The 23,206-nt window shown below is 69.9% G+C and carries 18 protein-coding genes and 1 pseudogene; 7 read left to right on the forward strand and 12 right to left on the reverse strand.

Going from position 1 to position 23,206, the window contains the following annotated elements:
* Positions 1 to 96: 96 nt before the first annotated feature.
* Positions 97 to 1,917, forward strand: a pseudogene (locus tag LZ199_RS08360) (SLC13 family permease); the annotation flags it as partial.
* Here LZ199_RS08360 and miaE read toward each other — a convergent pair.
* From miaE to LZ199_RS08400, 8 genes are all read right to left on the reverse strand, one after another.
* Positions 1,915 to 2,538, reverse strand: coding sequence for a tRNA-(ms[2]io[6]A)-hydroxylase (gene miaE, locus LZ199_RS08365; RefSeq protein ID WP_253993121.1), 624 nt, complete (start codon positions 2,536 to 2,538; stop codon positions 1,915 to 1,917). The pseudogene LZ199_RS08360 and the gene miaE sit on opposite strands and share 3 nt — an antisense overlap.
* Before the next feature lie 42 nt (positions 2,539 to 2,580).
* Positions 2,581 to 3,417, reverse strand: a complete 837-nt coding sequence (locus tag LZ199_RS08370; protein WP_253993122.1) for a GNAT family protein — start codon at positions 3,415 to 3,417, stop codon at positions 2,581 to 2,583.
* A gap of 42 nt (positions 3,418 to 3,459) precedes the next feature.
* Positions 3,460 to 4,086: an AgmX/PglI C-terminal domain-containing protein gene (locus tag LZ199_RS08375; protein WP_253993123.1), complete on the reverse strand. Its 627-nt coding sequence runs from the start codon at positions 4,084 to 4,086 to the stop codon at positions 3,460 to 3,462.
* Positions 4,087 to 4,133: 47 nt separating this feature from the next.
* Complete coding sequence (locus tag LZ199_RS08380) at positions 4,134 to 5,972, reverse strand: patatin-like phospholipase family protein (RefSeq protein ID WP_253993124.1); 1,839 nt, start codon at positions 5,970 to 5,972, stop codon at positions 4,134 to 4,136.
* Positions 5,973 to 6,152: 180 nt separating this feature from the next.
* Positions 6,153 to 7,100: a hypothetical protein gene (locus tag LZ199_RS08385; protein WP_253993125.1), complete on the reverse strand. Its 948-nt coding sequence runs from the start codon at positions 7,098 to 7,100 to the stop codon at positions 6,153 to 6,155.
* Between the two features lie 133 nt (positions 7,101 to 7,233).
* A complete protein-coding gene (gene gluQRS, locus LZ199_RS08390) occupies positions 7,234 to 8,181 on the reverse strand; it encodes a tRNA glutamyl-Q(34) synthetase GluQRS (RefSeq protein ID WP_253993126.1) in 948 nt (315 codons plus the stop codon).
* Positions 8,178 to 9,395, reverse strand: a complete 1,218-nt coding sequence (locus tag LZ199_RS46060) for a PEGA domain-containing protein (protein WP_256568932.1) — start codon at positions 9,393 to 9,395, stop codon at positions 8,178 to 8,180. The genes gluQRS and LZ199_RS46060 overlap by 4 nt, the downstream gene beginning before the upstream one ends.
* Positions 9,396 to 9,500: 105 nt before the next feature.
* Positions 9,501 to 9,773 carry a DUF378 domain-containing protein gene (locus LZ199_RS08400; protein WP_253993127.1) on the reverse strand — a complete coding sequence of 91 codons (273 nt, stop codon included), beginning with the start codon at positions 9,771 to 9,773 and terminating at the stop codon, positions 9,501 to 9,503.
* 278 nt (positions 9,774 to 10,051) lie between these two features.
* Here LZ199_RS08400 and LZ199_RS08405 point away from each other — a divergent pair, with 278 nt between their 5' ends.
* On the forward strand, positions 10,052 to 12,109 hold the full coding sequence (locus LZ199_RS08405; RefSeq protein ID WP_456094061.1) for an AsmA family protein: 2,058 nt from the start codon (positions 10,052 to 10,054) through the stop codon (positions 12,107 to 12,109).
* 8 nt (positions 12,110 to 12,117) lie between these two features.
* Here the strand turns inward: LZ199_RS08405 and LZ199_RS08410 are convergent, their stop codons facing one another.
* Positions 12,118 to 13,185, reverse strand: coding sequence for a hypothetical protein (locus LZ199_RS08410; RefSeq protein WP_253993129.1), 1,068 nt, complete (start codon positions 13,183 to 13,185; stop codon positions 12,118 to 12,120).
* Between the two features lie 151 nt (positions 13,186 to 13,336).
* A complete protein-coding gene (locus LZ199_RS08415; protein ID WP_253993130.1) occupies positions 13,337 to 14,293 on the reverse strand; it encodes a hypothetical protein in 957 nt (318 codons plus the stop codon).
* Positions 14,294 to 14,580: 287 nt separating this feature from the next.
* On the opposite strand from LZ199_RS08415, the gene LZ199_RS08420 reads away from it, so the two are divergent.
* Positions 14,581 to 15,435: a metallophosphoesterase family protein gene (locus LZ199_RS08420; RefSeq protein ID WP_253993131.1), complete on the forward strand. Its 855-nt coding sequence runs from the start codon at positions 14,581 to 14,583 to the stop codon at positions 15,433 to 15,435.
* Between the two features lie 31 nt (positions 15,436 to 15,466).
* Complete coding sequence (locus LZ199_RS08425) at positions 15,467 to 17,089, forward strand: adenylate/guanylate cyclase domain-containing protein (protein WP_253993132.1); 1,623 nt, start codon at positions 15,467 to 15,469, stop codon at positions 17,087 to 17,089.
* Here the strand turns inward: LZ199_RS08425 and LZ199_RS08430 are convergent.
* Both LZ199_RS08430 and rlmN read right to left on the reverse strand, forming a co-directional pair.
* Positions 17,079 to 17,462, reverse strand: coding sequence for a hypothetical protein (locus tag LZ199_RS08430; protein WP_163866455.1), 384 nt, complete (start codon positions 17,460 to 17,462; stop codon positions 17,079 to 17,081). The genes LZ199_RS08425 and LZ199_RS08430 overlap by 11 nt on opposite strands.
* A 197-nt stretch (positions 17,463 to 17,659) precedes the next feature.
* On the reverse strand, positions 17,660 to 18,739 hold the full coding sequence (rlmN, locus tag LZ199_RS08435) for a 23S rRNA (adenine(2503)-C(2))-methyltransferase RlmN (protein ID WP_253993133.1): 1,080 nt from the start codon (positions 18,737 to 18,739) through the stop codon (positions 17,660 to 17,662).
* 149 nt (positions 18,740 to 18,888) lie between these two features.
* Between rlmN and LZ199_RS08440 the strand changes: the two genes are divergently transcribed.
* The 3 genes from LZ199_RS08440 to LZ199_RS08450 all read left to right on the forward strand — a co-directional run bounded on the left by LZ199_RS08440 (position 18,889) and on the right by LZ199_RS08450 (position 23,090).
* Positions 18,889 to 20,379 carry a glutamate--cysteine ligase family protein gene (locus tag LZ199_RS08440; RefSeq protein ID WP_253993134.1) on the forward strand — a complete coding sequence of 497 codons (1,491 nt, stop codon included), beginning with the start codon at positions 18,889 to 18,891 and terminating at the stop codon, positions 20,377 to 20,379.
* A gap of 253 nt (positions 20,380 to 20,632) precedes the next feature.
* The gene (locus tag LZ199_RS08445; protein ID WP_253993135.1) at positions 20,633 to 22,114 is read left to right on the forward strand and encodes a hypothetical protein; all 1,482 of its coding nucleotides are present in this window, start codon (positions 20,633 to 20,635) and stop codon (positions 22,112 to 22,114) included.
* Between the two features lie 217 nt (positions 22,115 to 22,331).
* The gene (locus LZ199_RS08450; protein WP_253993136.1) at positions 22,332 to 23,090 is read left to right on the forward strand and encodes a TolB family protein; all 759 of its coding nucleotides are present in this window, start codon (positions 22,332 to 22,334) and stop codon (positions 23,088 to 23,090) included.
* Positions 23,091 to 23,206: the final 116 nt, after the last annotated feature.

A 23,206-nucleotide genomic window follows, 5' to 3' on the forward strand; every position in this document is an offset into this window, starting at 1 on the left:
TTATCAGCGCCCGGGCATCTAGTAGTTGACGACGCGGTGCGGCAGGGACTCACTTCTCGCACCCGGAGGGTACAGGTTGGGGGCCCTCCGGGTTTTATGACCATCGCCATCGTCCTGGGCATCGTCGTCGTCGCGCTGGTGTTGTTCACCCTGGACACCATCCCCATCGAGGTCAGCTCGCTGGTGGTGGTGTGCCTGCTGGCGCTGACGGGCGTGCTGACGCCGGCGCAGGCGTTCGAGGGCTTCAGCAACGACACGGTCATCTTCATCTTCACCCTGCTGGCGATGACGCAGGGGCTGGCCTCCACGGGCGTGGTGCAGCTCGTCGGGCAGCGGCTGGCCTTCTTCGCGCGCTTCGGCCACCAGACCTTCGTCATGGCGATGATGGTGGTGGTGGCGACGTTCTCGTCCGTCATCTCCAACACGGTGACGACGGCGGCGTTCCTGCCGGTGGCGATTGGCGCGGCGAACCGGGCCAAGGTGCCCAAGAGCAAGGTACTGCTGCCGCTCGCGTACGCGTCGATGCTGGGCGGCATGGTGTTCCTGTACGGCACGTCCACCAACCTCGTGATGTCCGCGGCGCTGGAGCGGCTGGGGATGCGGGGCATCGGCGTGGCGGAGCTGGCGCCGGTGGGGCTGCCGGTGGCCATCCTGGGCATCATCGTCGTGGTGCTGCTGGGGCCGCTCCTCTTGCCCTCGCGCGAGGGGAAGGGCGGCGAGGAGGAGTGGACGCTTCGCGACTACCTCACGGAGGCGGTGCTGCCGGCGGGCTCCACGTACATCGACAAGCCGCTGGCGGAAATCACCGAGGGGCTGGGCCTGCGCGTCATCGGCATCCTCCGGGACGGGCGCGCGGTGTCGGCCACGCCCACGGAGGTGTTGCGCGGGGACGAGCGGCTCCTGGTGGAGGGCACGCGCGAGGACATCCTCCGGGTGAAAGACTTGCGGGGCATCGAGATTCGCCCGGATCTGCGGCTGGCGGACGAGGAGCAGCTCGACAAGGACACCGCGCTGGTGGAGGCCTCGGTGCCGTCGGGCAGCCCGCTGGTGGGCCGGAGCCTGAAGGAGGCGCTCTTCGTGGAGCGCTTCGGGTTGGTGTCGCTGGCGCTGCACCGCCACCCCAGCATCCAGCGCGTCACCAAGCTCCAGTTGCTGGGCCGCATCTTCGGCGAGCGGCGCATGTCGCTGTTGCCGCTGGCGGTGGGGGACGTGCTGCTGTTGCGAGGCCCGCGGGCGAAGGTCGCGGAGCTGGCGGACGGCGGCGCCCTGGTGGTGCTGAGCGGCCATGACTACCAGCCGCCGCGCTACGGCAAGGCGCTCCTGGCGGTGACGCTGTTCCTGGGGGCGCTGGCGGCGGGCTCGCTGGATATCGTGCCGCTGTCGGTGGCGGGGCTCACCGGCATGCTGGCGATGATTGCGACGGGCTGCGTGGACGCGCGCAAGGCCTTCCGGGTGGACTGGCGCGTGGTGCTGCTCATCGGGTCGATGATGGCGCTGGGGCTGGCCATGGAGGTGAGCGGCGCGGGGAAGTTCCTGGGCCAGCGGGTGGCGGAGCTGGGTGACTACGGCGGGCCGCGCACGGTGCTGGTGGCGCTGATGCTGCTCACCATCATCCTGTCCGCGCCCATGTCCAACCAGGCCGCCGCGCTGGTGGTGCTGCCGGTGGCCCTCAACGCGGCCACGCAGCTGGGCGTGGACATGCGGCCGTTCGCCATGGGCGTGACGCTGGCGGCGAGCTGCTCGTTCATCACCCCGCTGGAGCCCAGCTGCGTGCTCGTCTACGGGCCGGGGCACTACCGCTTCACCGACTTCTTCCGGCTGGGCACGCCGCTCACCGCGCTCCTGCTCTGCGTGCTGACGGTGGCGGTGCCGTGGGTGTGGCCGTTCGACCTGGCGAAGGCCCAGGCGTCCGTGTCAGTGGATGGCGGCGCGAAGGCCGACCTCGTCCAGCACGCGCGCCTCGTGGCCGAGCATCCACTCCAGCCGCTCACGCACGGGGGCCTCGTCGCCTCCGTTGGCGGTGACGGCCAGGCGGAAGAAGAGCGACTGGTGCCCGTCCTCGGACTGGGCCAGCTCTCCGTAGAAGCGGGCGAGCGCCGGGTCCGTGAGGCCTTCGGCGAGCAGTGACAGCCGCTCGCAGGAGCGCGCCTCGATGACGGCGGCGACGAGCAGCCGGTCCAACCTGCGCTCCAGCGCGGGCGTGCGCACCAGCTTCTGGAGGCCCTGGGCGTACGGGTCCCCCGCGTCCTTCGTGAGCGTCAGCCCGCGCGCCTCCATCAAGTCCAGCACGCGGGCCAGGTGCGCGCTCTCCTCCCGCGCCAGCCGAGCCATCTGCGCGGGCAGGCCCGGCAGGTCCGGGTACGCCTGGAGCATGGAGAGGGCGTTGGCCGCGGCCTTCTTCTCACAGTGGGCGTGGTCCACCAGCACCGCGTCGAAGTGCTCCAGCGCCAGCGGGAGCCAGCGCGGGTCCGTGGCGCGGTGGAGGATGACGGGGCCCTCTCCAGAGAGGGGACGGCGGGAAGGCGTGGGACGGCTCATGGAGGGCGGGGACCGTACCGCATCCGCACCTGGGGCCGCGAGCTACTCCACCAGCACCAGGCGCCACGTGCGGCCGGCCAGGTAGCCGACCTTGCGGGCGATGCGCGCGGTGCTCTCGTCGCGCTCGTCCACGCGCATCGTCAAGCGGGGCAGCGAGGACAGCAGGTGCCGGGAAATCTGTCCCAGGCACAGCGTGGCGTGGCCCTTCTTGCGCTCGGCGGGCACGGTGTACAGGCCCTCCAGCTCCGCGCCGTATTGGGAGCGGCTGCCGATGTCGACCTTGAGCACCAGCTCGTTGTTCTCCTCCAGCACGTAGGTGCGGCGCTGGCGCACGCGCTGGACGACGCGCGCCTCGTAGCCGCTCGGGTCCTCCGACAGCGGGTCTCTCTCCAGCGCCTCGCGCACGTAGCCCTGGGCCAGGGGGAGCAGCCGGGGCAGGTCCTCCTCGCGGGCCAGCCGGAGGAGGGGATTGGTGAAGGGCCCCAGGTCGTCCGCGGAGACGGAGAACAGCCGCTGCGTGCGCGACAGGCGGGGCTTGCCGGGGGACAGGCTGCGCAGGAGCGCGTCCACGGAGGACTTGTCGCCCACGGTGGCGCGCAGGCGCAGCGAGGAGGCGAGCGCGTCCGCGATGACGCTGGTGGCGCTGGCGTCGCTGGCGCTGGGGATGACGAGGCCTCCTTCACCGCCCACGAAGACGGCGGCGGTGAGGGCCTGGTTGTCGAAGCGGCCGTAGAAGGCGAAGGGGATGCGGCCTCGCGCGGCGATGCCGAACTCCTCCAGCAACCCCAGCAGGTAGAGGTTGTGGACCGGGTCCTTCGAAAGCAGCGCCCGCAGGGCATCCGCGTCCTGGGGGCCAAGCTGTTCGACGGAGACGGGCATTGAGGGGCGTGGGGGCCTCGGGACCTTACGCAGAACCGGGGCTCACGGGCCAGCCTCCTGGGGTACGCGGAATTCAAAGGGATACACCACCGTGGCGTTTCCGCCCCGGGAGGACGTGGGGAACCCGGTGTCCAGGAGCGAATCCAGGACGCACGCCTGCACCATCGGGTCCGGAATGGTGCTCACCAGCAGCTCTCCTCGTCTCATCTCGCCGGTGCCCCCTCCCCGGGCCTCGATGAGGAAGCGAATCTTCACGCCCTGTGGGCCCCGGTTTCGCTGTGCGGCATCCTGGAAACATTGCTGCACGAGCGGAGTGACGGCCTTGATGGCGGCTTTGAAGTCCTCGGGGCCCAGGTCCCCCTCGACGGACTCGATGATGGGCTCGGTGGTGATGACGCGGCGCAGGTCGGGCTGGTCGGGGCTGGGGAGGACGGGCACGGCGGTCTGCGGGGAGGGGAAGGCGGGGGGCGGGACGACGGGAGGGGGCCGGCGCGGGGGAGGCGTGGGCTCCGGGCGGACGGGGGCCTCGACGACGGGGGGAGGCTCGTCCGGAGGTGGGACGTAGGCGGGCTGGGTGAGCCAGTAGGCCAGGGCGGCGAGGAGGAGCAGGAGGCCCAGGCAGACCAGCGGGACGGCGACCCAACGGGTGGTGGAGCTCTGTCGAGACATAGGCACTCGTGAAGGATGGATGGAGAGAGGGGGCTTTCGCCCCGGAGTCAGTCGCAGGAGCGCTGGTCGGGCTTGCCGTCCGTGCACTGGCCCATGGGCGCGAAGTGGGACTCGGCCTCCGCGACGACTTCGTCCACGGGCCGGGCGCACTCGGCCTGCGCGAGCGTGCCGCGAATCTCGAACAGGCGCAGCACCTCCGTGCACCGCTGCTGGAAGGTCTTCACGCCGTCCTTGAAGAGCGGACGCATCACCTGAGGCGAGAAGGCGTATCCGCTCGCCGTCGCCAGCTCGGACTCCGGACGGAACATCCACGAGGAGCGCCAGCTCGACGCCACCTGCTCGAAGCGCGCCGGCCCCATCCACATGCTCGTGGCGGCCTGGAGTGAGCGCGCCTCCGTCGGCACGAAGCCCGTGCCCGTGCGACGGCAGTAGGTCGGCACCGCGGTGGGGTCGGCCACGTTCGCCAGCCGCAGCACGCAGACGTTGTACTCCGCGAAGCGCCGGCCCACGGCCGCCAGCTCCGCCTGCTGCACCTCGCCCACGCGCGGCTGCGCGACGAACAGGTCGATGGTCCGCATCAACATGCCGACCGCGTGCTCCGGCGGCGGCGTGGGCGTGGGCTCCAGCCCTCCCGTGGAGATGACGAGCACCCGCTCCGCGCCGCGCTGCACGGCCTGCAGCAGCGGCAGCCCCGAGCGCACCCCACCATCCAGGAACGTGCCCTGGTAGCGCCCCGAGCGCGAGGGAATCCAGGGCACCGGCTCCGCGAGCACCGGCTCGACGATGGAGGCCACCACCGCGTTGATGAGGCCGTCCACGCGCTGCGCGTCCGTCGCCGTGGGCGGGAAGTCCGCCGGGTCCTGGTCACTGACGCCGAAGACGTCCCCCGTGTTGAAGTCCACCGAAACGGACACCAGCTCCGTGCCGTTGGTGAGCTGCGCGGGGACGACGGCGGCGCGCAGCTTGCTCTCCACCCCATCGAAGCGGACCAGCCCCTTCAGGTCCGAGGCAATCTTCCAGATCCAGGTCGAGTTGACGCAGTAGAGGTCCGACTCCACCGAGCACGTGTAGTTGCCCAGGAGCATGTCCCGCGCCTTCTGCTCCTGACCGGGCGTGTGGAACAGGTCCACCATCGTGCTGATGAGCGCGCCGGTGCTGGTGCCCGCCGCCAGGTCGATGCGCGCGTCCCCGCACCCCTCCGGCTCGGGCTTGCCCCGGCATTGCTCCATCAGCCCGAGCAGCCGCCACATGATGCCGGCGCTGAAGGCCCCATTGGCTCCGCCGCCGCTGAGCACCACCGCGTTGGACGGGCGCCCCAGCTTGCGACTCCAGCGACGGGCGCTCACGTACTGCGCGGCGGACTCGGCGCCTTCCCGCAGGCCCTGCTTGACGAGGAAGGGATTCATCGGCTCCTGGAGCGAGTCGCCCAGCGCGGCCAGCGACGCGGCGATGCCCATCGCGTTGCCGATGAAGCGCTGCGCGTCGACCTCGGCGGCCGTGGGCGCCGTCGGGTCCACGGTGCCCGGCGTCGCGGGAAGGCCCCACAGTCCCCCCGCCACGGTCTTCTTCAAATAGGTGTCGTAACAGGCGGAGTTGCTGCCTCCCGCGCTCGCGTGCAGACACTCCACCTGCTCCGCGATGACCTCGGACGAGTCCCCGAGGGCGGACATCCACTTCGCGACCTCCGTCGGGTTGGCGTAGGCGTCCACCAGGTGCGAGCGCGTCAGGCGCCCCACGCGCTCGCGCAGGGACGTGGGCAGCGGCGGAGTCTCGGGCTTCGAGGGCGCGTTGAGCTCCTCGAGGATGTAGCCGGTTCGCAGGAAACAGCCGCTCGACAGGGTGGCCATCGCCGTCAGGCACAGCAGGTACGTGCTACGTCGGTTCACGAGGTCCCCCGTCAAGGAGCGCATGGCGGGGTCCCAGGAAGCGGACGGCGAGGCACCCCTTCGTCACATCGCGAAGCCGACGTTAGCGCATGCGGCCCACGCGCGAGGGATGACAAACGAAAGGCCCACCCCTGGGGAGAGGTGGGCCTGGACTTCGAGCCGTGAGGCCCGAGGGCCCTACTACGGATACACCTCGCGGCGCGTCGTCGTGGTTCCGCCGCGCGGCGGGGTGATGGCCCCTTCCGCGTGGACGCGCTGGCGCTTGCTCACGCCCAGCCCCGCGCCGAGCACCGAGGCGACGAGCCCCAGCAGCAGCGCGCCGAAGACGCCCCAGAAGGCGCGCCCCGTCTTGTCCGCGGCCTGGAGCGCGCCCTGCTGCACCTGCTCGCCCACCTGGCCCACCTTGGCCTTGGCGCCGTCAATCTGCGTCTGGACGCGGTTGGCGACGTCCTCCGAGTCCGCACGCGACAGCCGCGTGTTCTCCGCGATGGAGGTGACGAGCACCTCGCGGTCCAGGTTCCCGGTGCGCACGGCGGTGGTGACGATGTCCTTGGTGGCCGCCTCGAGCTGGTTGGCGGTGATGGTCGGCTTGCCCTCGGCCTTGAGCCGCTCGTTCACCGGACCGAGCGCGTCATTGGCATCCAGTCCGAACGCCTGGGCCGCGTTCCCACCCTGGGAGGCCGCGCCCGCCACGGCCGCGCCGGTGGCACCCACCACGCCCGTGGTCGCCTTGACCGCGGTGCCGACGATGGTCGACACCAGCATGCCCATGAGGACGACGCCGGCAATCGTCGTCAGGCCCCACATCACCGCGCCGTGCATGGCGCCGCCGCCCTTGTCCACCACGCCCGCGGTGCGCGCGGCCAGGAAGCCGCCGATGAAGAGGGCGATGAGCGGGGCGATGAGGCCCCAGATGCCGGTGCCGATGCCCGCCGAGCGCGCGCTGCTGGGGTTGCTCGGGTCCACCGAGGACAGGCCGAGCGCGAGGCCCAGCGAGTACAAGAGGATGAGCACGCCGAGCGCGACGACGGTACCGCCGAGAATGGCGCCCCAGCTCAGTTTGAAAGGCGTTCCCGCGCTGGCGCCGATGACGCCAGGTTTCTCGTTCTCCACAATCGTGGTTGCCATGGGCCGGGCCTCCTGCCGCGGTGAGCACCCAGGATGGGCGTGCTCGGGTCCGCGGCAAACATGGGCATCGTCGAGCAACGGACGATTCCACTCCCCAAGGACGCTCCCTCGGTGAGAGGGAGGCGGCAGAGGCTCACCGCAGGCCGAGTGCCTTGATGAGCACGTCCTCGCGCGCGACGACGGGCGAGCGGGGAAGGGCTTCCAACGCGAACGCTCGCACCAACGCGTCGAGTGTCCTGGGGCTCCCATCGCCCAGTCCGCTCCACGCGGCGAGCAGGCCGAGCACCCGCTCGGGAGCAAGTCCGCGCGCCCTCAACTCCGCGAGCGCGAAGGCACCCTCGCGCTTGGCGAGGCGCTTGCCGTCTTCTCCATGCACGAGTGGTACGTGGAGGAAGTCGGGCGCTCGCTCACCCAGTGCCGTGTAGAGCTGGAGCTGGCGGGGTGTGGACGACAGCAGGTCATCGCCCCGCAGCACGTGGGTGATGCCGGTGGCCGCATCGTCCACGACGACGGCCAGCTGGTAGCTGGCGACCCCGTCATTGCGGCGCACCACGAAGTCGCCCACCACCGCGTCCACGTCCTGCGCGTAAGGCCCCATCAGCGCGTCGATGAAGCGCACCTCTCCGGGACGGGCGCGGAAGCGGTACGCGGGGGCTCGCGTCTTCGAGCGCTCGGCGCGTTGTTCCACGGTGAGGTGGGCGCAGGTGCCGGGGTAGCGAGGGCCTTCCTCGGAGAGCCCGTGGGGCGCGCTGGCGGCGCGCGCAATCTCGCCCCGGGTGCAGAAGCACGGGTAGACGAGGCCCTCCTTCTCCAGCGTGGCGAGCGCCTCGCGGTAGAGGTCGTCGCGCTGACTCTGGACCAGGGGCGTCTCGTCCCAGTCGAGGCCGAGCCAGCGCAGGTCCTCCATCAAGTCATCCACGTACTGGGGCTTGCAGCGCGCGCGGTCCAGGTCCTCGATGCGAAGGAGGAAGCGGCCACCGGCGGCGCGGGCCTGGAGCCAGCCGAGCAACGCACTGCGGATGTTGCCCAGGTGCATGCGCCCGGTGGGGCTGGGAGCGAAGCGTCCGCGAAAGCCGCTCATGGTCGGACCAGCGGCTTGCGGATGGGGTCCACGGGCCTCCGGGTGGGCACGGGCGCGGCGGGCTTCACCGGCTCGGACGTGGGGACGGCGTACACCGTCTGAGTGGGGCGCGTGACTCGCGAGGCCCCCGGCGTGGGAGACAGGGGCACGGCTTCCGGGAGTCCCGCTTCCACGCCGCGAGAGGCGAGCTGCGCCGCGAGCGCACGCAGGGGCTCCCCGGCATCGAGCAGCTCCAGGTCCATCGCGACGCGCGGCAGCCTGCGAGGCGTCGAGTCCCCCGGGGCGAACACGAAGGCATCGAGCGCGAGCCCCGTGCCCGAGCGAGACAGGGTGCCGAACACGACGAGGTCCGCGCTCGCCTCGCGTCCCAGCGTCGTGGCGGCCTGGAGCGCGGAGGCGTCGAGCTGGTTGCCGGAGAGGGCGAGGGCCAGCGAGGCCGAGGCGCCGGTGCCGGGGGGCTGAATCGCGGTGGTGACTTCGCGCTCGGGGAGGGCCTCCACGATGCCGCCCACGGGCTCGCCGGAGGGGAGGGTGGCGCGCCACAGGTGCGCGCCGGGCGGCACCTGCGCGACGCGGACGGGCGTGGTGCCGGCGGAGGCGCCATCGAGGAGGACCTCGAGGCCCTGGGGAAAGGACTCGAAGCGCAGGACGCCGCGAGGTTGGGTGGCGTGGGCCGCGCGGACGCGCTCGACGGTGTGGGCGAAGAGGGGCGAGGTGGCGGCCAGGGGCAGCGAGCGTCCCGGGGCCACGGCCAGCGCGTGGGTGAGCGCGCTCGCGGCTTCTTCATCGCGACCGACGGCGTAGCGCACGGCGGCGCGCAGGGCGTACGTGTCCGCGAGCGCGGCGCCGTCCTGGAGGTGGGGGGCGTTCGCGGCGTAGGCGTCCAGGGCGCGGCCCAGGGCGGACTCCGCGCGGGTGAAGTCACGGGCCGCTCGCGCGGTGACGGCTTCCTGCACGGCGGCCTGGGCGGCGGTGAGGGCGTCCGCTTGTGCGTCGGGGACGGGAGCGACGGCGGGCTCCGCGAGCGCCAGTCCCGCCATGCCATGGATTTCCGAGGCGAGCCGCGCGGCGAGTCGGGGCCCGGCGCGTGCGGGCACGTCTCCGGAGACGGCCTGGAAGGGCAGCACGGCCACCTTCTTCCGCGGCGCGCGCTGGGGCGCGGCGAGGGAAGAGGCACCCAGGAGGAGGCAGAGCAGGAGCGCGAGTCGCGTCATGGTCGGAGCGGGGAGGAGCCGACCGAATTCCTATCACGGAGCCGAGAGCGGCGCTCCGCCCCGCCGTTGCAGGGCAGCGCGTGTGCTCCCGGCTCGTCGTGGACGTCAGGTCCTTCCGCTGATGGTCCTCCCGCCTGTCATCGGGCTCCCCGTGGTGGTTGTCGTCTCCTTGCGACTCCATGGGAACGTGAGTGCGAGCGCGAGGCCCGCCAGTCCCACGATGCAGTAGATGAGGCGCGCGAGGGCGCTCGCCTGCCCCTGCGTGGAGCCACCGAAGATGGCGTTCACGAGGTTCCAGTTGAAGAAGCCAATCAGGCCCCAGTTGATGGCGCCAATGATGGCGAGTACGGCCGTCACCTTCATGAGTGTGGACCTCATCCGGTCCCCGTCCTGTCGTTCCATGGCCTGCCTCCTCGTGTCGTGGTGGGCCGGCGCCGGAGGACTCCCTTTCGAAGCCCGCCCGGTCGTACCCAGCGGTTTCCTCAATGTACGGAGCCCCTGGAGCGCACGACCCGTCGGCTCGAACGCCCTCATGGTTCGCGACGCTGCGGCCGAGGTGTCCCGCCCACGCTCAGCGGAGGCTGGAGCGGTTCATCGGAGGCACGACTCGCCGGGGAGCGCCGTCGAGCTGGGGACTGCGCATCGTCATGGATGCGATGAAACAGGATGCAAGGAACAGGAAGGACCCCTCTCGCCACCGCGCCTTGAAGGTCGCGCTTGGCGTCGTGGTCATGGCGTTGGTGCTGGTCATCGGCGTGGTGGTGGCGAATCCGTCCTGGCTCGCGCAGCGGCTGCGCGGACAGGTGGAGACGGCCGCCACCCGTGCCCTCGGTCACAAGGTGACTCTCGAGAAGCTCGACGCCCAGTGGTTTCCAAAACCAGGCGCCACGATGACGAACTTCCGGGCCGAGGGCGAAGGGAACGAGCCGCCCTTCCTGGAGGCTTCACGCGCGACGGCCACCGTACAGCTCTGGCCGCTCATCCGGAGCCTCGGCAAGGACGTGCGTGTGGGGGCGGTGAAGCTGGAGGAGCCTCGGGTGAACCTGGTCCGCCGCGCTGATGGGACGTGGAACTACGAGTCTGTCGGAGGTGCTCCAGCCACCCCGAGCAGCGGCGGTGGCAAGGAGTCCGGGACAGAGGCCTCCGTGGAGCGCCTTCGGATTGAGAATGGCGTCGTCCAGGTGACGGACCAGCAGGCGGCGGGAGGCACGGCCGCGGTCGCGCTCCAGGACCTCGATGCGGACTTGAAACACGTGGGGCCTGGCCTGCCACTCGAGGGCACGCTGAAAGCGGCGGTGGCCGCCTCGAAGCAGAACGTGGAGGCGGACTTCAAGGTGGACCCGCTGCCCACCGGCATGCCCGGGCCCGGTGAGCCGTGGCCCAAGGTGACGATGAAGCTGCGCGCCAGGGACCTCTCGGTGAGCGAGGTTCGTGACTTCCTTCCGCCGTCGGCGACTGCCTACTTCACGGGCGGACTGGTGGATGTCGACGCGGAGGTGAAGACGAAGCCGCAGGGTCAGTACGCCCTCACGGGCCATGGCGCGGCGAAGGGGCTGAAGCTCCGAGGTGACCCGGCGAGCGGCGCGTTCGACTTCAACTCGCTCATCGACCCCGAGCACCTGAAGGCCACGAGGGTGGACTTCACGCGCCTCTCACTCGCGGGCCCGGGGGTGGACCTGGGTGGAACGGCGTCAGTGCAGATGGCGCCTGCTCGCGTGCGGTTCGCGTTGGAGGGGAAGGAGCTTGATTTGCAACACCTGCTCGGTGCGTTGCCACCCAGCGAGCCGAAGAAGGAGTCCAGCTCCAAGACCACCGCGCTGCCCGCGTCCGTGCGAGCGCGGCTCGGAAAGGTGGACGTGGATGGGACGCTCAAGCTCGGGACGCTTCGTCACGGGAATCTCCAGGCGACGAACGTGGACGCGCAGGCGAAGTTGGACGAAGGGGTGATGCTCATCGAGAAGGGCGGGGCGACTGTGTACGGCGGGCGCGCGGACCTGACGGGGACGAAGGTGGACCTCACGAAGTCGCAGCCCGCGTGGACGCTGAAGGCGAACCTGCAGGGCATGGACACCGCACAGGCCTTCCAGGCGTTGTCAGGACAGTCGTCGCTGCAGGGCCTCGCGAGTGGTGAGCTGCTGCTCACTGGAAGTGGCCTGGACTGGGCGCGGGTACGCAACGGTGTCACGGGGAGCGGGAACGTGCGGCTGAGCAACGGAGTGCTCACGACGGCGGACCTTGGAGGCGCGGTGGCGCCGGTCTTGTCACAAGGGCTCACGGCGCTGGGGAAGAAGGGGGCGGCGGGGACGGTGCAGAAGGCGGGGAAGGGCACGCAGTTGAAGGACTTGAACGCGAAGTTCAGCGTCAAGAACGGCTGGGTGTCGTTCACGCAGCCCATGGGGTTCCAGTCGGATTTGGGCAACGGGACGTTGGATGGTCGGGTGGGGTTGGATCAACGCCTGGAGCTCAAGGGCACGATTGATGCGTCCAAGGAGTTCGTCTCGAACCTCACGGGAGGCGCGGTTCCCATCAAGTCGCCGGTGTCCGTGCCGCTCACCATCACCGGGACATTGAAGGCGCCCAAGGTGAGCGCGGGGAGTCCGGGGGATATCGCGAAGGGCCTGCTCCCCGGAATGGTGCCGAAGAGCATCGAGGACCCGGTGAATCAGGCGCGCAAGAGCCTGGGCGGGCTCTTGAAGCGGCCGGGCAAGAAGTAGGAGCCGGGCTACTTCGCTGGAGGTTGGATGGGCTGGGGCTTCAGGCCGTGACGTTGCTTGAAGTCCGGCCATTCGCGCACGAAGACCTGGGCGACTCCTGCCTCAATCGCGTCGCTGCTTTTTCCATGGGGATGGAGCCGACTGGGGCGGGAGCCATGGTTCTCACCGAGGCGCTCGCGCAGAAGGTCGAAGGCGATGATGGCCCAGTCGGGTGGCGGCTTTTCGGTGGCGACCGTTTCGAGGACATTCGCGACCACGCGGTCGACGTCCTTGTTCGGAAGGCCACGAAGAAGCTTGAGCATCAGCGCGAACGTGAGGTCGAAGGAGGGATACGCGACGATGTCGCGAGCGAGTTCCTCGCGATAGCCTTGGACCCGTGCGGTGTCGTCAGGTGAAGCTCGCGGGTTGTAGAAGGAACGGGCCACGTCGAACTCTTCGGAGCCCAGACCGGACACGCCATCCCAACGTGTCACTGGATGGACAGCAGCGAGCACTCTCCAGTCCCAGTGCGCCTTCTCGAAGTCGGGTGCCTCCCCTGCGAGCCGCGCCTGAATCCATCGGTCCAGTGCCTGCCGGGCCGCTGTAATCACCCGACGGTAGGCTTCCACATCCGAGTCGCTGCCTGGGAAGCGCGTCCCACAGAATGGCCACGTGGGCAACCATTGGCCATTCTCCTTGTTGAGGAGCGCGACGACTGTAAGCCCTACCTGGACATTCGTGGCGCACGGGCCCCCGGACAAGATGAATGTCTCGATGCGCGCTCCGGTGCGTACCGAGCCCTTCCAGGTTTCACGAACCTCCAAGGTCACGCTGGCGTCGTATCCCAACCCCTCCAGAAGTCTTGGCCGCTCGCTCACGCTCTCGACTTCTGCCCAGACGATGAGCTGGGCTTCGTGCGCCAGCTCCCAGAGCGTATGCGGCGGAGGAGGAAATGAGGCGCTGGCTTGGGGCGCATGGCTGAACACTGTGACCAGTGCCAGGACTAGAAGATGGTTTGTCGCTCGGGCGGCTCTCCACTGCGAAGTAGCGAGTGTGGATGACGCGGTTCGAAGTGCGAGGGGCGATTGCTCACGCATGGGGCATCTCCTGGGGAGCAGGAGCATCCCGATTCACGCCCGGAGGTCACTCATGCGGGCTCCATCGCTGCATCATGCTTTCATCACGAGCCTGCCCAGGTTGCAGCCTCCCCACTCGCGCGACGGTCTTCACGGACCCGAGAGGCTGGCTCTAGGGAGAAGGAGCGTCACCAGGCCCGGGGACCCGGCGGGGTGAGAGACGCGAAAGAGGTCGGGGCTTCAGGCCGTGGCGCTTCTTGAAGGCCAGCCATTCCCGCGCCACTTCAGCGGTGTTTGCGGCCTTGGATTCATCAAGTTCGTTTGAGGGGATTTCGTACCAGGGCCTTCGCCATCCCGGCTTCTCTCCATATCTCTCGCGCAGCCGGTCGAGCGCGAACCCTGCCCAAGCGGGTGCTTCCTTCTCGGTGATGAGCGCATCGAGGATGCTCGCGACCTTCCTGTCGACGGCTTTGCTGGGGAACCCGCGCAGGGCGGCGAGAAACTCCAACAACTCCGCGTCGAAGGGCGGATGCTCCACCAACGCGCGAGCCAGTTGCTGTCGATGGGTTTGGGTCAGTCCGGGGCCCAGCGTCGCCCCATACAGTCCATCCCAGCGCGTCGCTGGATGAAGCGCGGCGAGCACATGCCAGTCCCGTCGTGCCGCTTCGAACTCGGGTGTCTCCTTGCCGTTCCCGCCCGGCGTCCTCAGGGCATGTGCCTCTCTCGCCGCCATCACCACTCGGCGAAAGGCCTTCGCCTCCGAGGGACCCTCTGGATAACGAGTCCCATAGGAGTAGGCCACGGTGTGCCATTGGCCACGCTGCTTCATCAGGAACGCGACGACCGCGAGGCCGGGTTCGTAGCGAGCAGGCGCTGGACAATCGAGGTTCGACGAGAAGTGGACGTCGATGCGCTCTCCCGGGGGCGCCGAACTCTTCCACGTCTCCCGAACCTTGAGTGTCGCGACGTCACTGTCGTCCGGGAACTGCGGCGAGGAATAGGCCACCCGTGGCAATGGACTCACTCGCTCCACGTCCGCCCAGACGACGAGCTCCGCCTCTTGAGTCAGGGTCCAGAGGGTCAGCGGTGCAATGGACTCGGCCTCGGCGCGCGGGGCGTGGACGAACAATGCGAGCAACGTCAGGACAAGCAGTCGGTGGAACCTCCCTGCCCCTGTCCTCCGTGGGAAGTGGCTGGAGGGCGTACCGCGAAGCGCACGGAGGAAGGGCTGAACCATGGAGGTATCATCCCGGCTTCGACCAGGCCGATGGTCGCGTGGGCTCCATTGCTCCGTCATTCTTCTGTCATGGCGCATGTCCGGTGGCCGCCTGCTCGCACACAGAAGCCGCTTCCCCTCCATCCGCATCCAGGGAGAATGCCCGCACCCGGCCGGCCGTTGCCCGGGCGGGAGATTCGATGCGCTTCATCCACTGCTCCGACGTCCACATCACCGACGACTACTTCGCGCTCCCCCTGCGCCGGCTCGGCTGGCGTCGCTGGGTCGCCCTGGTGGAGCTCACCGTGGGTGGCCGCGCGAAGCGCTACGCCCGCGCACCCCACGCCCTCTCCGCCATCGCCCGCGAAGTGCAACGCCACGCCGCCGACCACTTCATCCTCTCCGGCGACCTCACGGCCTACGCGCTCGACAGCGAGTTCCGGGGGGCCCGTGAAGCCCTGGGCGCCCTCGCGGACGACCCGCGCCGCTGCACCATCATCCCCGGCAACCACGACGTCTACACACCGGGCAGCCACCGGAAGGGCCGCTTCGCCAGCCACTTCGGCCACCTGCTGGAGAGCGACCTGCCGGAGTATCGCCGCGAAGGCGCCTTTCCCTTCGTGCGCCTGGTGGGCACCGAGGCCGCCGTGGTGGGCCTGCTGTCCGCCCGCGTCCCTCTCTCCCCGGGCCTGTCCTACGGCACCATCGGCGACGCGCAGCTCGCGGGCCTCGAGGCCCTGCTGAAGGACCCTCGGCTGGACGGGCGCGCCGTGCTCGTCGTCGTCCACCACGCCCCGCTGACCCGCAAGGGAGAGGCGGACCACTGGCACCACGGCCTGCGAGACGCCCAGGCCCTGCTGCGCCTGCTCCCAGGCCCTCGTTACGCGGTGCTCCACGGCCACATCCACCATCGCTACCACCACCCCGCCACCACCGAGCGCCCCCACATCTTCGGCGCCGGGTCCTCCACCGAGGCCGGCCGCGAGGGCTACTGGCTCATCGAGGTGGCCGGGGGCCAGGTGGTGGGCGGGCAGCCCCAGACTCCAGCCCTGTGACAGCCAGCGTCCATGGCGGTAGAAAGCGCCCATGACGCATCCTCTGCAAGCACCGCCGTCCACGGATTTGAGCCTGGAAGAGTACAAGGCGCTGCGCGCCCTTCAGCGCGCCGTGGATGACCTGCTGGAAGAGAGCCTCCGAGAACGGGAGAACCTCACCCAGTCCTTCCGCCGCTGCTTCCCGCCCATCCTCGCCCTCACCGGCGCCCGCGCCGTGGCGCTGACCACGCGCGACGAGGACCTGCGCGTGCAGACCTGGACCGAGGGCGACTGGGGCGAGGACTTCCCCGGCCCCCTGCTGGAAGGCGCCTCCGGCCCCCGCCGCCTGGGAGAGGACACCCTCGTCACCCAGCCGCTCGACGTCGCCGGAGACCGCGTGGGCTCCTTCGGGCTGCTCTTCAAGGGCGACCACACGTCACCGGACGCCGCCGCGCGGGCCCTGCGCGTGCTGGACACCATCGCCGAGCAGCTCGACACCGTGCTGTGCATGGTCCACACCGCGTCGGAGAAGCACCAGCTCATCATCCAGTGCAACGCCCACCTGGCCAACCCCGTGTTCGAGGTGGGCATGGACCAGGCCGTGCTGACGCTGGCCCAGCGCGTGCGCCTGCCGACCTTCCTCCTGCTCTATCGCGACGCGGTGCAGGCCCAGGTGCTGCACTACCGCATGTACCGCCATGGCCACCTGGAGTTCGAGAGCGGCGAGCAGCCCAGCCCGGATCTGGAGAAGGCCCTGCGCCAGTACGGCCACCGGCTCCTGGCCGCCGAAGTCTCAGCGCTGCACCAGCTGCTCCCCGGCCGCACCACGGAGGCGGTGCTCATCTCCGGCGCCGCCACCAGCGAGCCTTTGGGAAAAATCGCCGTCTCCTGCGACGAGGGTTTCTCCGCCTACGCCATGGACCTCATCCGCGTCCTGGCCTCCACGCTCAGCCAGCGCCTGCTCGACTACAACCGCGAGCGCATCCACCTGTCGCAGTTCTTCCCCAACGCCATCATCGACGCGCTGTTGCAGGACCCCAACTACGCCCAGCACCTGCGCGCGCAGGACCAGGAAGTCGGCATCCTCTTCGCGGACATCAACGGCTTCACCCGCATCTGCGAGCACGGCTTCGACAGCCCGCGCAGCATCGCCCGCTTCGTGGACGAGTGGAGCGCGCGCGCCGTGGACAGCATCTGGGAGCACGGCGGCGTGTTCGACAAGATGGTGGGCGACTGCGTCATCGGCCTCTTCGGCCCGCCCTTCTTCAAGTCCAGCCGCGTGGAGCGCGCGCAGGCCGCCGTGCGCGCCGCGTGTGACATCCAGGCGCTCACCGCCGCGCTGGGCGCTCGCGAGGAAGTGGTGGCGCTGTGCGAGCGCGTGAAGCTGCCGGGCCTGGGCGTCGCCGTCGGCGTCAACCTGGCGAACGCCAACTGCGGCCTCTTCGGCCCCAACCGGCAGTACACCGCCTTCTCCAGTGGGATGAACCAAGCCGCGCGACTCCAGTCGCTCGCGGGCTTCCGGGAGACGCTGGTGATGGCGAGCGCGCGGGAGGCGCTGGTGGACTCGCGAGAGCCGTTCATCCAGCGCCTGCGCTTCGGCGCGCTCACGGAGACGCCGGTGAAGAACGTGGCGCAGCCCTTGCGCCACTACCGCATGGACCCGCTCACGCCGTGAGGTGCGAGGCCGCGTAGCGCCGGGAGAAGTGGATCCACCGGCGCTCGTCCACCTCCACCTGCCACTCGGAGTTGGGCGTCAGCGGCAGCCGCTGCTTGAGGAAGCTCTCCAGGTGGTCCGCGGCCTTCACCGGCGTGAGGCCCGGCGCGCGGAACGCGATGTGGAGTGAGACCTCCAGCCCGTCGGAGACGTCGACGGATGCGCAGATGCGCAACGCGCCCACGCGCCGCTGATAGAGCGTGTTCTGCCCGGGCCAGACGGCGGGTTCAGAGTCCCGACGTACGGCCGCGAGCCAGTTGGACGGCTGGAGGATGAAGTCGAGCAGGTCGCTGCTCGCTTCTTCCGTCGTTGCGTGCTCCTGGATGGAAAGCATCGCCCACCTCCCCTGGGAAGCCGATGGAAAGAATGTGCCCACGGCCATGGAGCGTGCAAGAGGCCCCCCGCGGAAACCTCTCGGGTGTCCTCCAGCGACACAAGAATGCGAAATCAGGTGTGGGGCCGGGACCTCGGTCGCCGGCGGCGCACGTTAACGAGGGCGGCTGACATGCGCGCGCCCAACCCGCCACCCGCTCACGGGCTGGTGGGAAGTGAACGGCGGGAGCGTCGCTCCACGGTGGACTTGAGCTGACCACACCCCGCGTCGATGTCGATGCCCCGGCGTTGACGCACGGTGCTGGGGACACCGTGCGACATCAGCACGTCCTGGAAGGCGCGCACCGATGCGGGCTGGCTCGGGTCTCCGTTGTAGCCCACCGTCGGGTTGAGGGGGATGACGTTGACGTGCGCGTCCATGCCGCCCAAGAGCGCGCCCAGCGTGTGCGCGTGCTCCGACGTGTCGTTGCGTCCGGCGATGAGCGTCCACTCGAAGAAGATGCGGCGCTTGCGACGGGCGATGTAGTAGCGGCACGCGTCCATCAGCTCGTCCAGCGGCCAGCGACGTCCGGCGGGCACCAGCGCGGCGCGCTCCGCGTCGGTGGCGCCGTGGAGGCTGACGGCGAGCTGCACGGGCCGGTCCTCGTCCGCGAGCCGGCGGATGCCGGGCACCACTCCCACCGTGCTCAGCGTGATGAAGCGCGGCCCCATCGCCAGGCCCAGCGGGTCCACCAGGACATCCACCGCGGCCAGGGTGTTGTCGTAGTTGTGCAGGGGCTCGCCCATGCCCATGAGGACGACGTTGCGCAGCGACTCGCCGGTTTCACGGAGGATGCGCCGCACGTGGAGGATTTGCCCCACGATTTCGCCGGGCGTGAGGTGGCGCGAAAGACCCATCTGTCCCGTGGCACAGAAGACACAGCCCATGGCGCACCCCGCCTGGGTGCTGATGCACACCGTCGCCCGTCCCTTGAAACGCATGAGGACGGTTTCAATCGTCTGGCCGTCCTCCAGGCGCAGCAGGAGCTTGTGGGTGTGGCCGTCGGAGCTGAAGGCCTCGTGGTGCGTGGACAGGTGGCTCAAGCGGGTGCGCTCACGCAGCGTGTCGCGCAAGTCCGGGCGCAGGCCCTCCACCTCGTCGAGCGCGCGCGCCTGCTGGCGGTACAGCCCGGTCCACAAGACGTCGCGGTGGTGGGGTCGGAAGCCCCAGTCGGACAACAGCGCGCCCAGCGCGGGCCGCGTCAAGTCGTAGAGGTTGGTGGGCGTGTCGGACGGCATGGCCAGGGTTTCCAGATAACACACCCGGGCCGGTGTCACCCGGGGGCGAGGGCCGGGGCTGGACTCCCACCCGGTATGCACGGCGGACGGCCCGGCAAGCCCCTGGTGGGAGCTGACGGTGCGGGCGACCGTGCACACCTTCTCCGGCCATGGGGCTCGCGATTGAGCAGGAGGAATTTCTACCGGAGGACTACGCGCGGTTCTCGCAGCGGCTCGCGGAGAACCTGGAGGCGCTGCGTGCGCTCCTGGCGCGGCCGGGCTTCGGAGAGGGACCGACGACGATTGGCGCGGAGCTGGAGCTGTTCCTCGTCGACTCGATGGGCTTTCCGCTGCCGGTGAACCAGCGGGTGCTGGCGAACACGAAGGACCCGCGCGTGACGCTGGAGGTGGACCGCTTCAACCTGGAGGTGAACCTGAGCCCGGGTCCGCTGGCGGGCCGGCCCTTCACCGCGCTCCAGGCGGAGTTCGAGGACTCGCTGCGAGAGGTGCGGCGCGCGGCGGCGACGCAGGGCGCGCGGGTGGCGGCCATCGGCATTCTCCCCACGCTGCGGGTGGCGGACCTGGGCGCCCACGCGCTCACCGCGCAGACGCGCTACCACGCCTTGAACGCGGCCATCCGCCAGCGGCGCACGGCCCCCTTCCAGGTGGCCATCAGCGGGGAGGAGGAGGCGCTGAAGCTCGCGTGGGAGGACGTGACGCTGGAGGGGGCCAACACGTCGCTCCAGTTCCACCTGCGCGTGGCGCCGAGGGACTTCGCGCGCCTGTACAACGCCGCGCAGCTCGCCACCGCGCCGGCGCTGGCCGTCTCCGGGAACTCGCCGCTGTTCCTGGGGCGCAAGCTCTGGGAGGAGACGCGGGTGGCGCTGTTCCGTCAGGCGATGGATGACCGGGGCGAGCCGGGCGAGGGAGGCTTCCAGCCTCATGCGCGCGTGACGTTCGGCCACGGGTGGGCTCGCGAGGGCGCGTACGAGCTGTTCGCGGAGGCGGTGGCGCTGCATCCGCCGCTGTTGCCGGTGGTGGGCAAGGAGTCCGCGCTGGAGCGCGTGGCGGAGGGCGGCGTGCCCGGCCTGGAGGAGCTGCGCCTGCACCAGGGCACGGTGTGGTCCTGGAATCGCGCCGTCTATGACCCGAAGGACGCGGGGCACCTGCGCATCGAGCTGCGCGCGCTGCCCGCGGGCCCCACGGTGGTGGACATGGCGGCCAACGGCGCCTTCCTGTTGGGGCTGACGCTGGGGCTGGCCGAGCGCATGGACGCGCTCCTGCCGGCGCTGCCCTTCGCGCATGCGGCGGGCAACTTCATCCGCGCGTCGCGGCGGGGGCTGGACGCGGAGCTGCTGTGGCCGGGCGAGTCCGCGCCGAGCCCGCGCGTCATGCCCGTGGTGGATCTGCTGCGTCAGCTCATCCCGGTGGCGCGGCGAGGGCTCCTGTCGGCGGGAGTGGAGGCCGACGAGGTGGACCGGATGCTGGACATCATCGCCCGGCGCGTGGAGCTGCGGCGCACGGGCGCGCGCTGGCAAAGGCAGATGCTGACCCGCCTGGAGGCGCAGATGCCGCGCCAGGACGCGCTGGCGGCGATGCTGGAGCGATACATGGAGCACGCCGCCTCCGGGCTGCCCGTGCACGAGTGGCCCGCGGAGTGAGCGGCGAGGGAGCGGCTTCCTCTTGCTGGAGCGTCTCCCGGGCGCGCCGCGCATGAGGCCCCTGGTGGCTGGCTCGTCGAGGGGGCACACGCCCCGCGTGGCCTCGGCGCGATGCCCTGAAGCGTGAGGCTCGAAGCGGCTGGCTCGTCGCGGAGCCCCACGCCCCGCGTGCCCTCGGCTCCAGGGCGTGGAGCGTGAGACCCGCCGGGCGGGCGTCTGGAGGGTTGTGCGTTGCGAGGAGGCCTGTTCGCGGTTGAATATCAGCCCGCCCGGCACGTCAGCGGCCGAGCACCCCGCCTCCGCGCTCATGCTCCGACTCCTCCCGTCTCTGTTGCTGCTCGTCGTCCTCGGTAGTGCCTGCTCCACCCTGCGCGGTCGCGCGGACGAGCTGGCTCGCAACGGCCAGTTCGTCGAGGCCGCCGCCATCTACGACGACCTGGTCACCAAGAACCCCTTCGAGAAGGACCTCGTCAACGAGCGCGACGGCCTGCGCGGCAAGGCGCTGGGACAGCTCCTGGGCAACGCCCGACGCTATCGGCTGGAGGGCATCGACGAGAAGGCGGAGGACGACCTCCTGCGCTTCCTGGACCGCCGCGCGCAGTGGAACTCCAAGCTGAACGGCGGCCTGGAGAGCTCGCTGCTGGAGGAGATGGAGGGCACGCACAAGCACCTGCGCCTCACCATCGGCGCGCCCGCGAAGCAGGGGAACGCGCTGACCGCCGAGGAGACGCTCGTGCGCAAGCGGCCGCTGCTCGCGCACAAGGAGATGGTCGTCATCCACCGCGAGATGGAGTCCGTGGTGCTCCAGAGCGGCAAGGAGGGCTGCCAGCGGTTGCGCGACGTGCCCTCGGAGGACGCGCCCCACTGGCGGGAGCTGGTGTCGCGCTACTGCCGTCACTGGCGCGAGTTCGCCCCCGAGCCGCCCCCGGCCCCCGAGCTCACCGCGTCACCGACGTGGACGGGCCACGTGCAAGGCCTGGACGCCGCGCGCATGGACCTCTTGCGCTCCCGACTCACACACGTCTTCGAGTCCTCGCCCTGGTTCTCTCCCGCCGCGCGCACCCGCCCGGAGCTGTCGCTGGCCGGCCGCTTCGCCACGCTCCGCGACAGCCGCTCCGTCGAGCTGACCGCCCCCTATTACGAGAAGGTCCCCTACACCGACCACGAGGAGCGCAAGGAGACGATTGAGGAGCCCTACGACACGGAGGAGGAGTACACGGACAAGGACGGCAAGAAGCAGACGCGCAAGGTGACCAAGGTGCGCACGTACACGCGCAACTTCACCGTCGAAGTGACGCGCTACAGGGATGTAGCTCGCACCTTCGAGTTCCACGCGCTGCGTCTGTCGGTGGAGCACCAGCTCACCTTGTCGTCCACGGGCGTACTGGATGTCCGGCGTGGGCCCATGTCGGCGGTGCTCCAGGACCACCTCTCCGAGTCCGCCTACGAGCACGACGTCACCTTTGGCCCGGGCGACGTGTCCCCCCGCCGCGCGAACTTCACCTCGCCGGAGTCCTGGCTGGAGCAGCGGGTGGAACAGATGAGCGCGCGCTTCGCCCAGACACTCCAGGACCAATGGCGCGAGTCCTACTGCACCACGCCCGCACGCACATTGGATGAGGCCGCCCGCTGTGCGCGTGCCGGCCTCGCGCTCCCAACTCCTGCATACCAGGTTCTCTCAGAAGTCCTCGGTGACGACGCAGCGCGTGTACCGTCCCTGTTCGTGACGCGGTGACGCGCTGCAAGAGAGGCTCGTCATGTACTCAGCGGGTCAATCCCGACTGAGTTGAGACCCGGTGGATTGTTCCCGCCTTCTGACGTGAAATACCCGTGAGTGCGGGTCAGACTGGTTTGTCACTATTCGTACTCAGCAGCGGAAATTTCACACAGAGGACCGTATGCATCCGAATGAAGGCCGAAGCCTCGCTCGTCGTAGGACGCTCGTGATGTGGATGGCTTCTTCCCTGGCGCTGGCCGCGTGCGGAGCCCCGGAGTTGGAGGAGGCCGCTTCCCCGCAGGACACCGTCGTGGTGCAGCAGGCCGGCGCCCTGGAGACGGAAGAGCTCGTCGCGGACCGCCGCATCATCGTCTACCTCACCGGCAGCCAGTCGCTGTACGCGGTGCAGGATGGCAAGGCGACGCTGGTGGCGAAGCGCAGTGGCGCGCCGTCGGTGTCTCCGGATGGCCGCGAGGTCGTCTACGCGAAGCTGCCGGACTCGTGGAACGTGGGTGACGCGGTGACGCGCACCGAGCTGCACGTCTACAACGTGAAGAACGGCAAGGACGACAAGCTGACGTCGGGCCATGACGACCTGGACCCGTCGTGGACGCCGGACGGCAAGCGCATCCTGTTCCAGTCGAACAAGCGCTCGGGGCTGGCTTCGTTCTGGAGCGTGAAGCACAACGGCAAGGACCTGGACCAGGTCACCAACGCGAACTGCACCAAGGCCAATGACCCGGCCTTCGTCCCCACGCCCGCGAGCAGCACCGGCGTACAGTGGGCGCCGAATGACCGCCGCATCATCGTCTACTTCACGTCCCAGACGAGCGACAGCGAAGTCCGCGTGATGAGCTTCAACCAGGACCTGGGCGTCGCGTCCGCCTACAGCCTGGGCAAGGGCACCTCTCCGCGGTGGACCGAGCGTGGCACCGTGACCTTCACGCGCAAGGTGAACGGCCGCGACGTGCAGGTCGAAGTGAGCGTGCAGTAGCGGTTCAAGGCGCGGCGCGAGCTGGGCGCGCCGTGAGCAGGGCTGACTCCAAGGTGGGAGTCAGGCAGTGAGCCGGGAGCAGAGGTTGAATGGCCGCGCGCGGGGCGGAGGGGCAA

The organism is Myxococcus qinghaiensis, assembly GCF_024198215.1.
Lineage (GTDB): Bacteria > Myxococcota > Myxococcia > Myxococcales > Myxococcaceae > Myxococcus > Myxococcus qinghaiensis.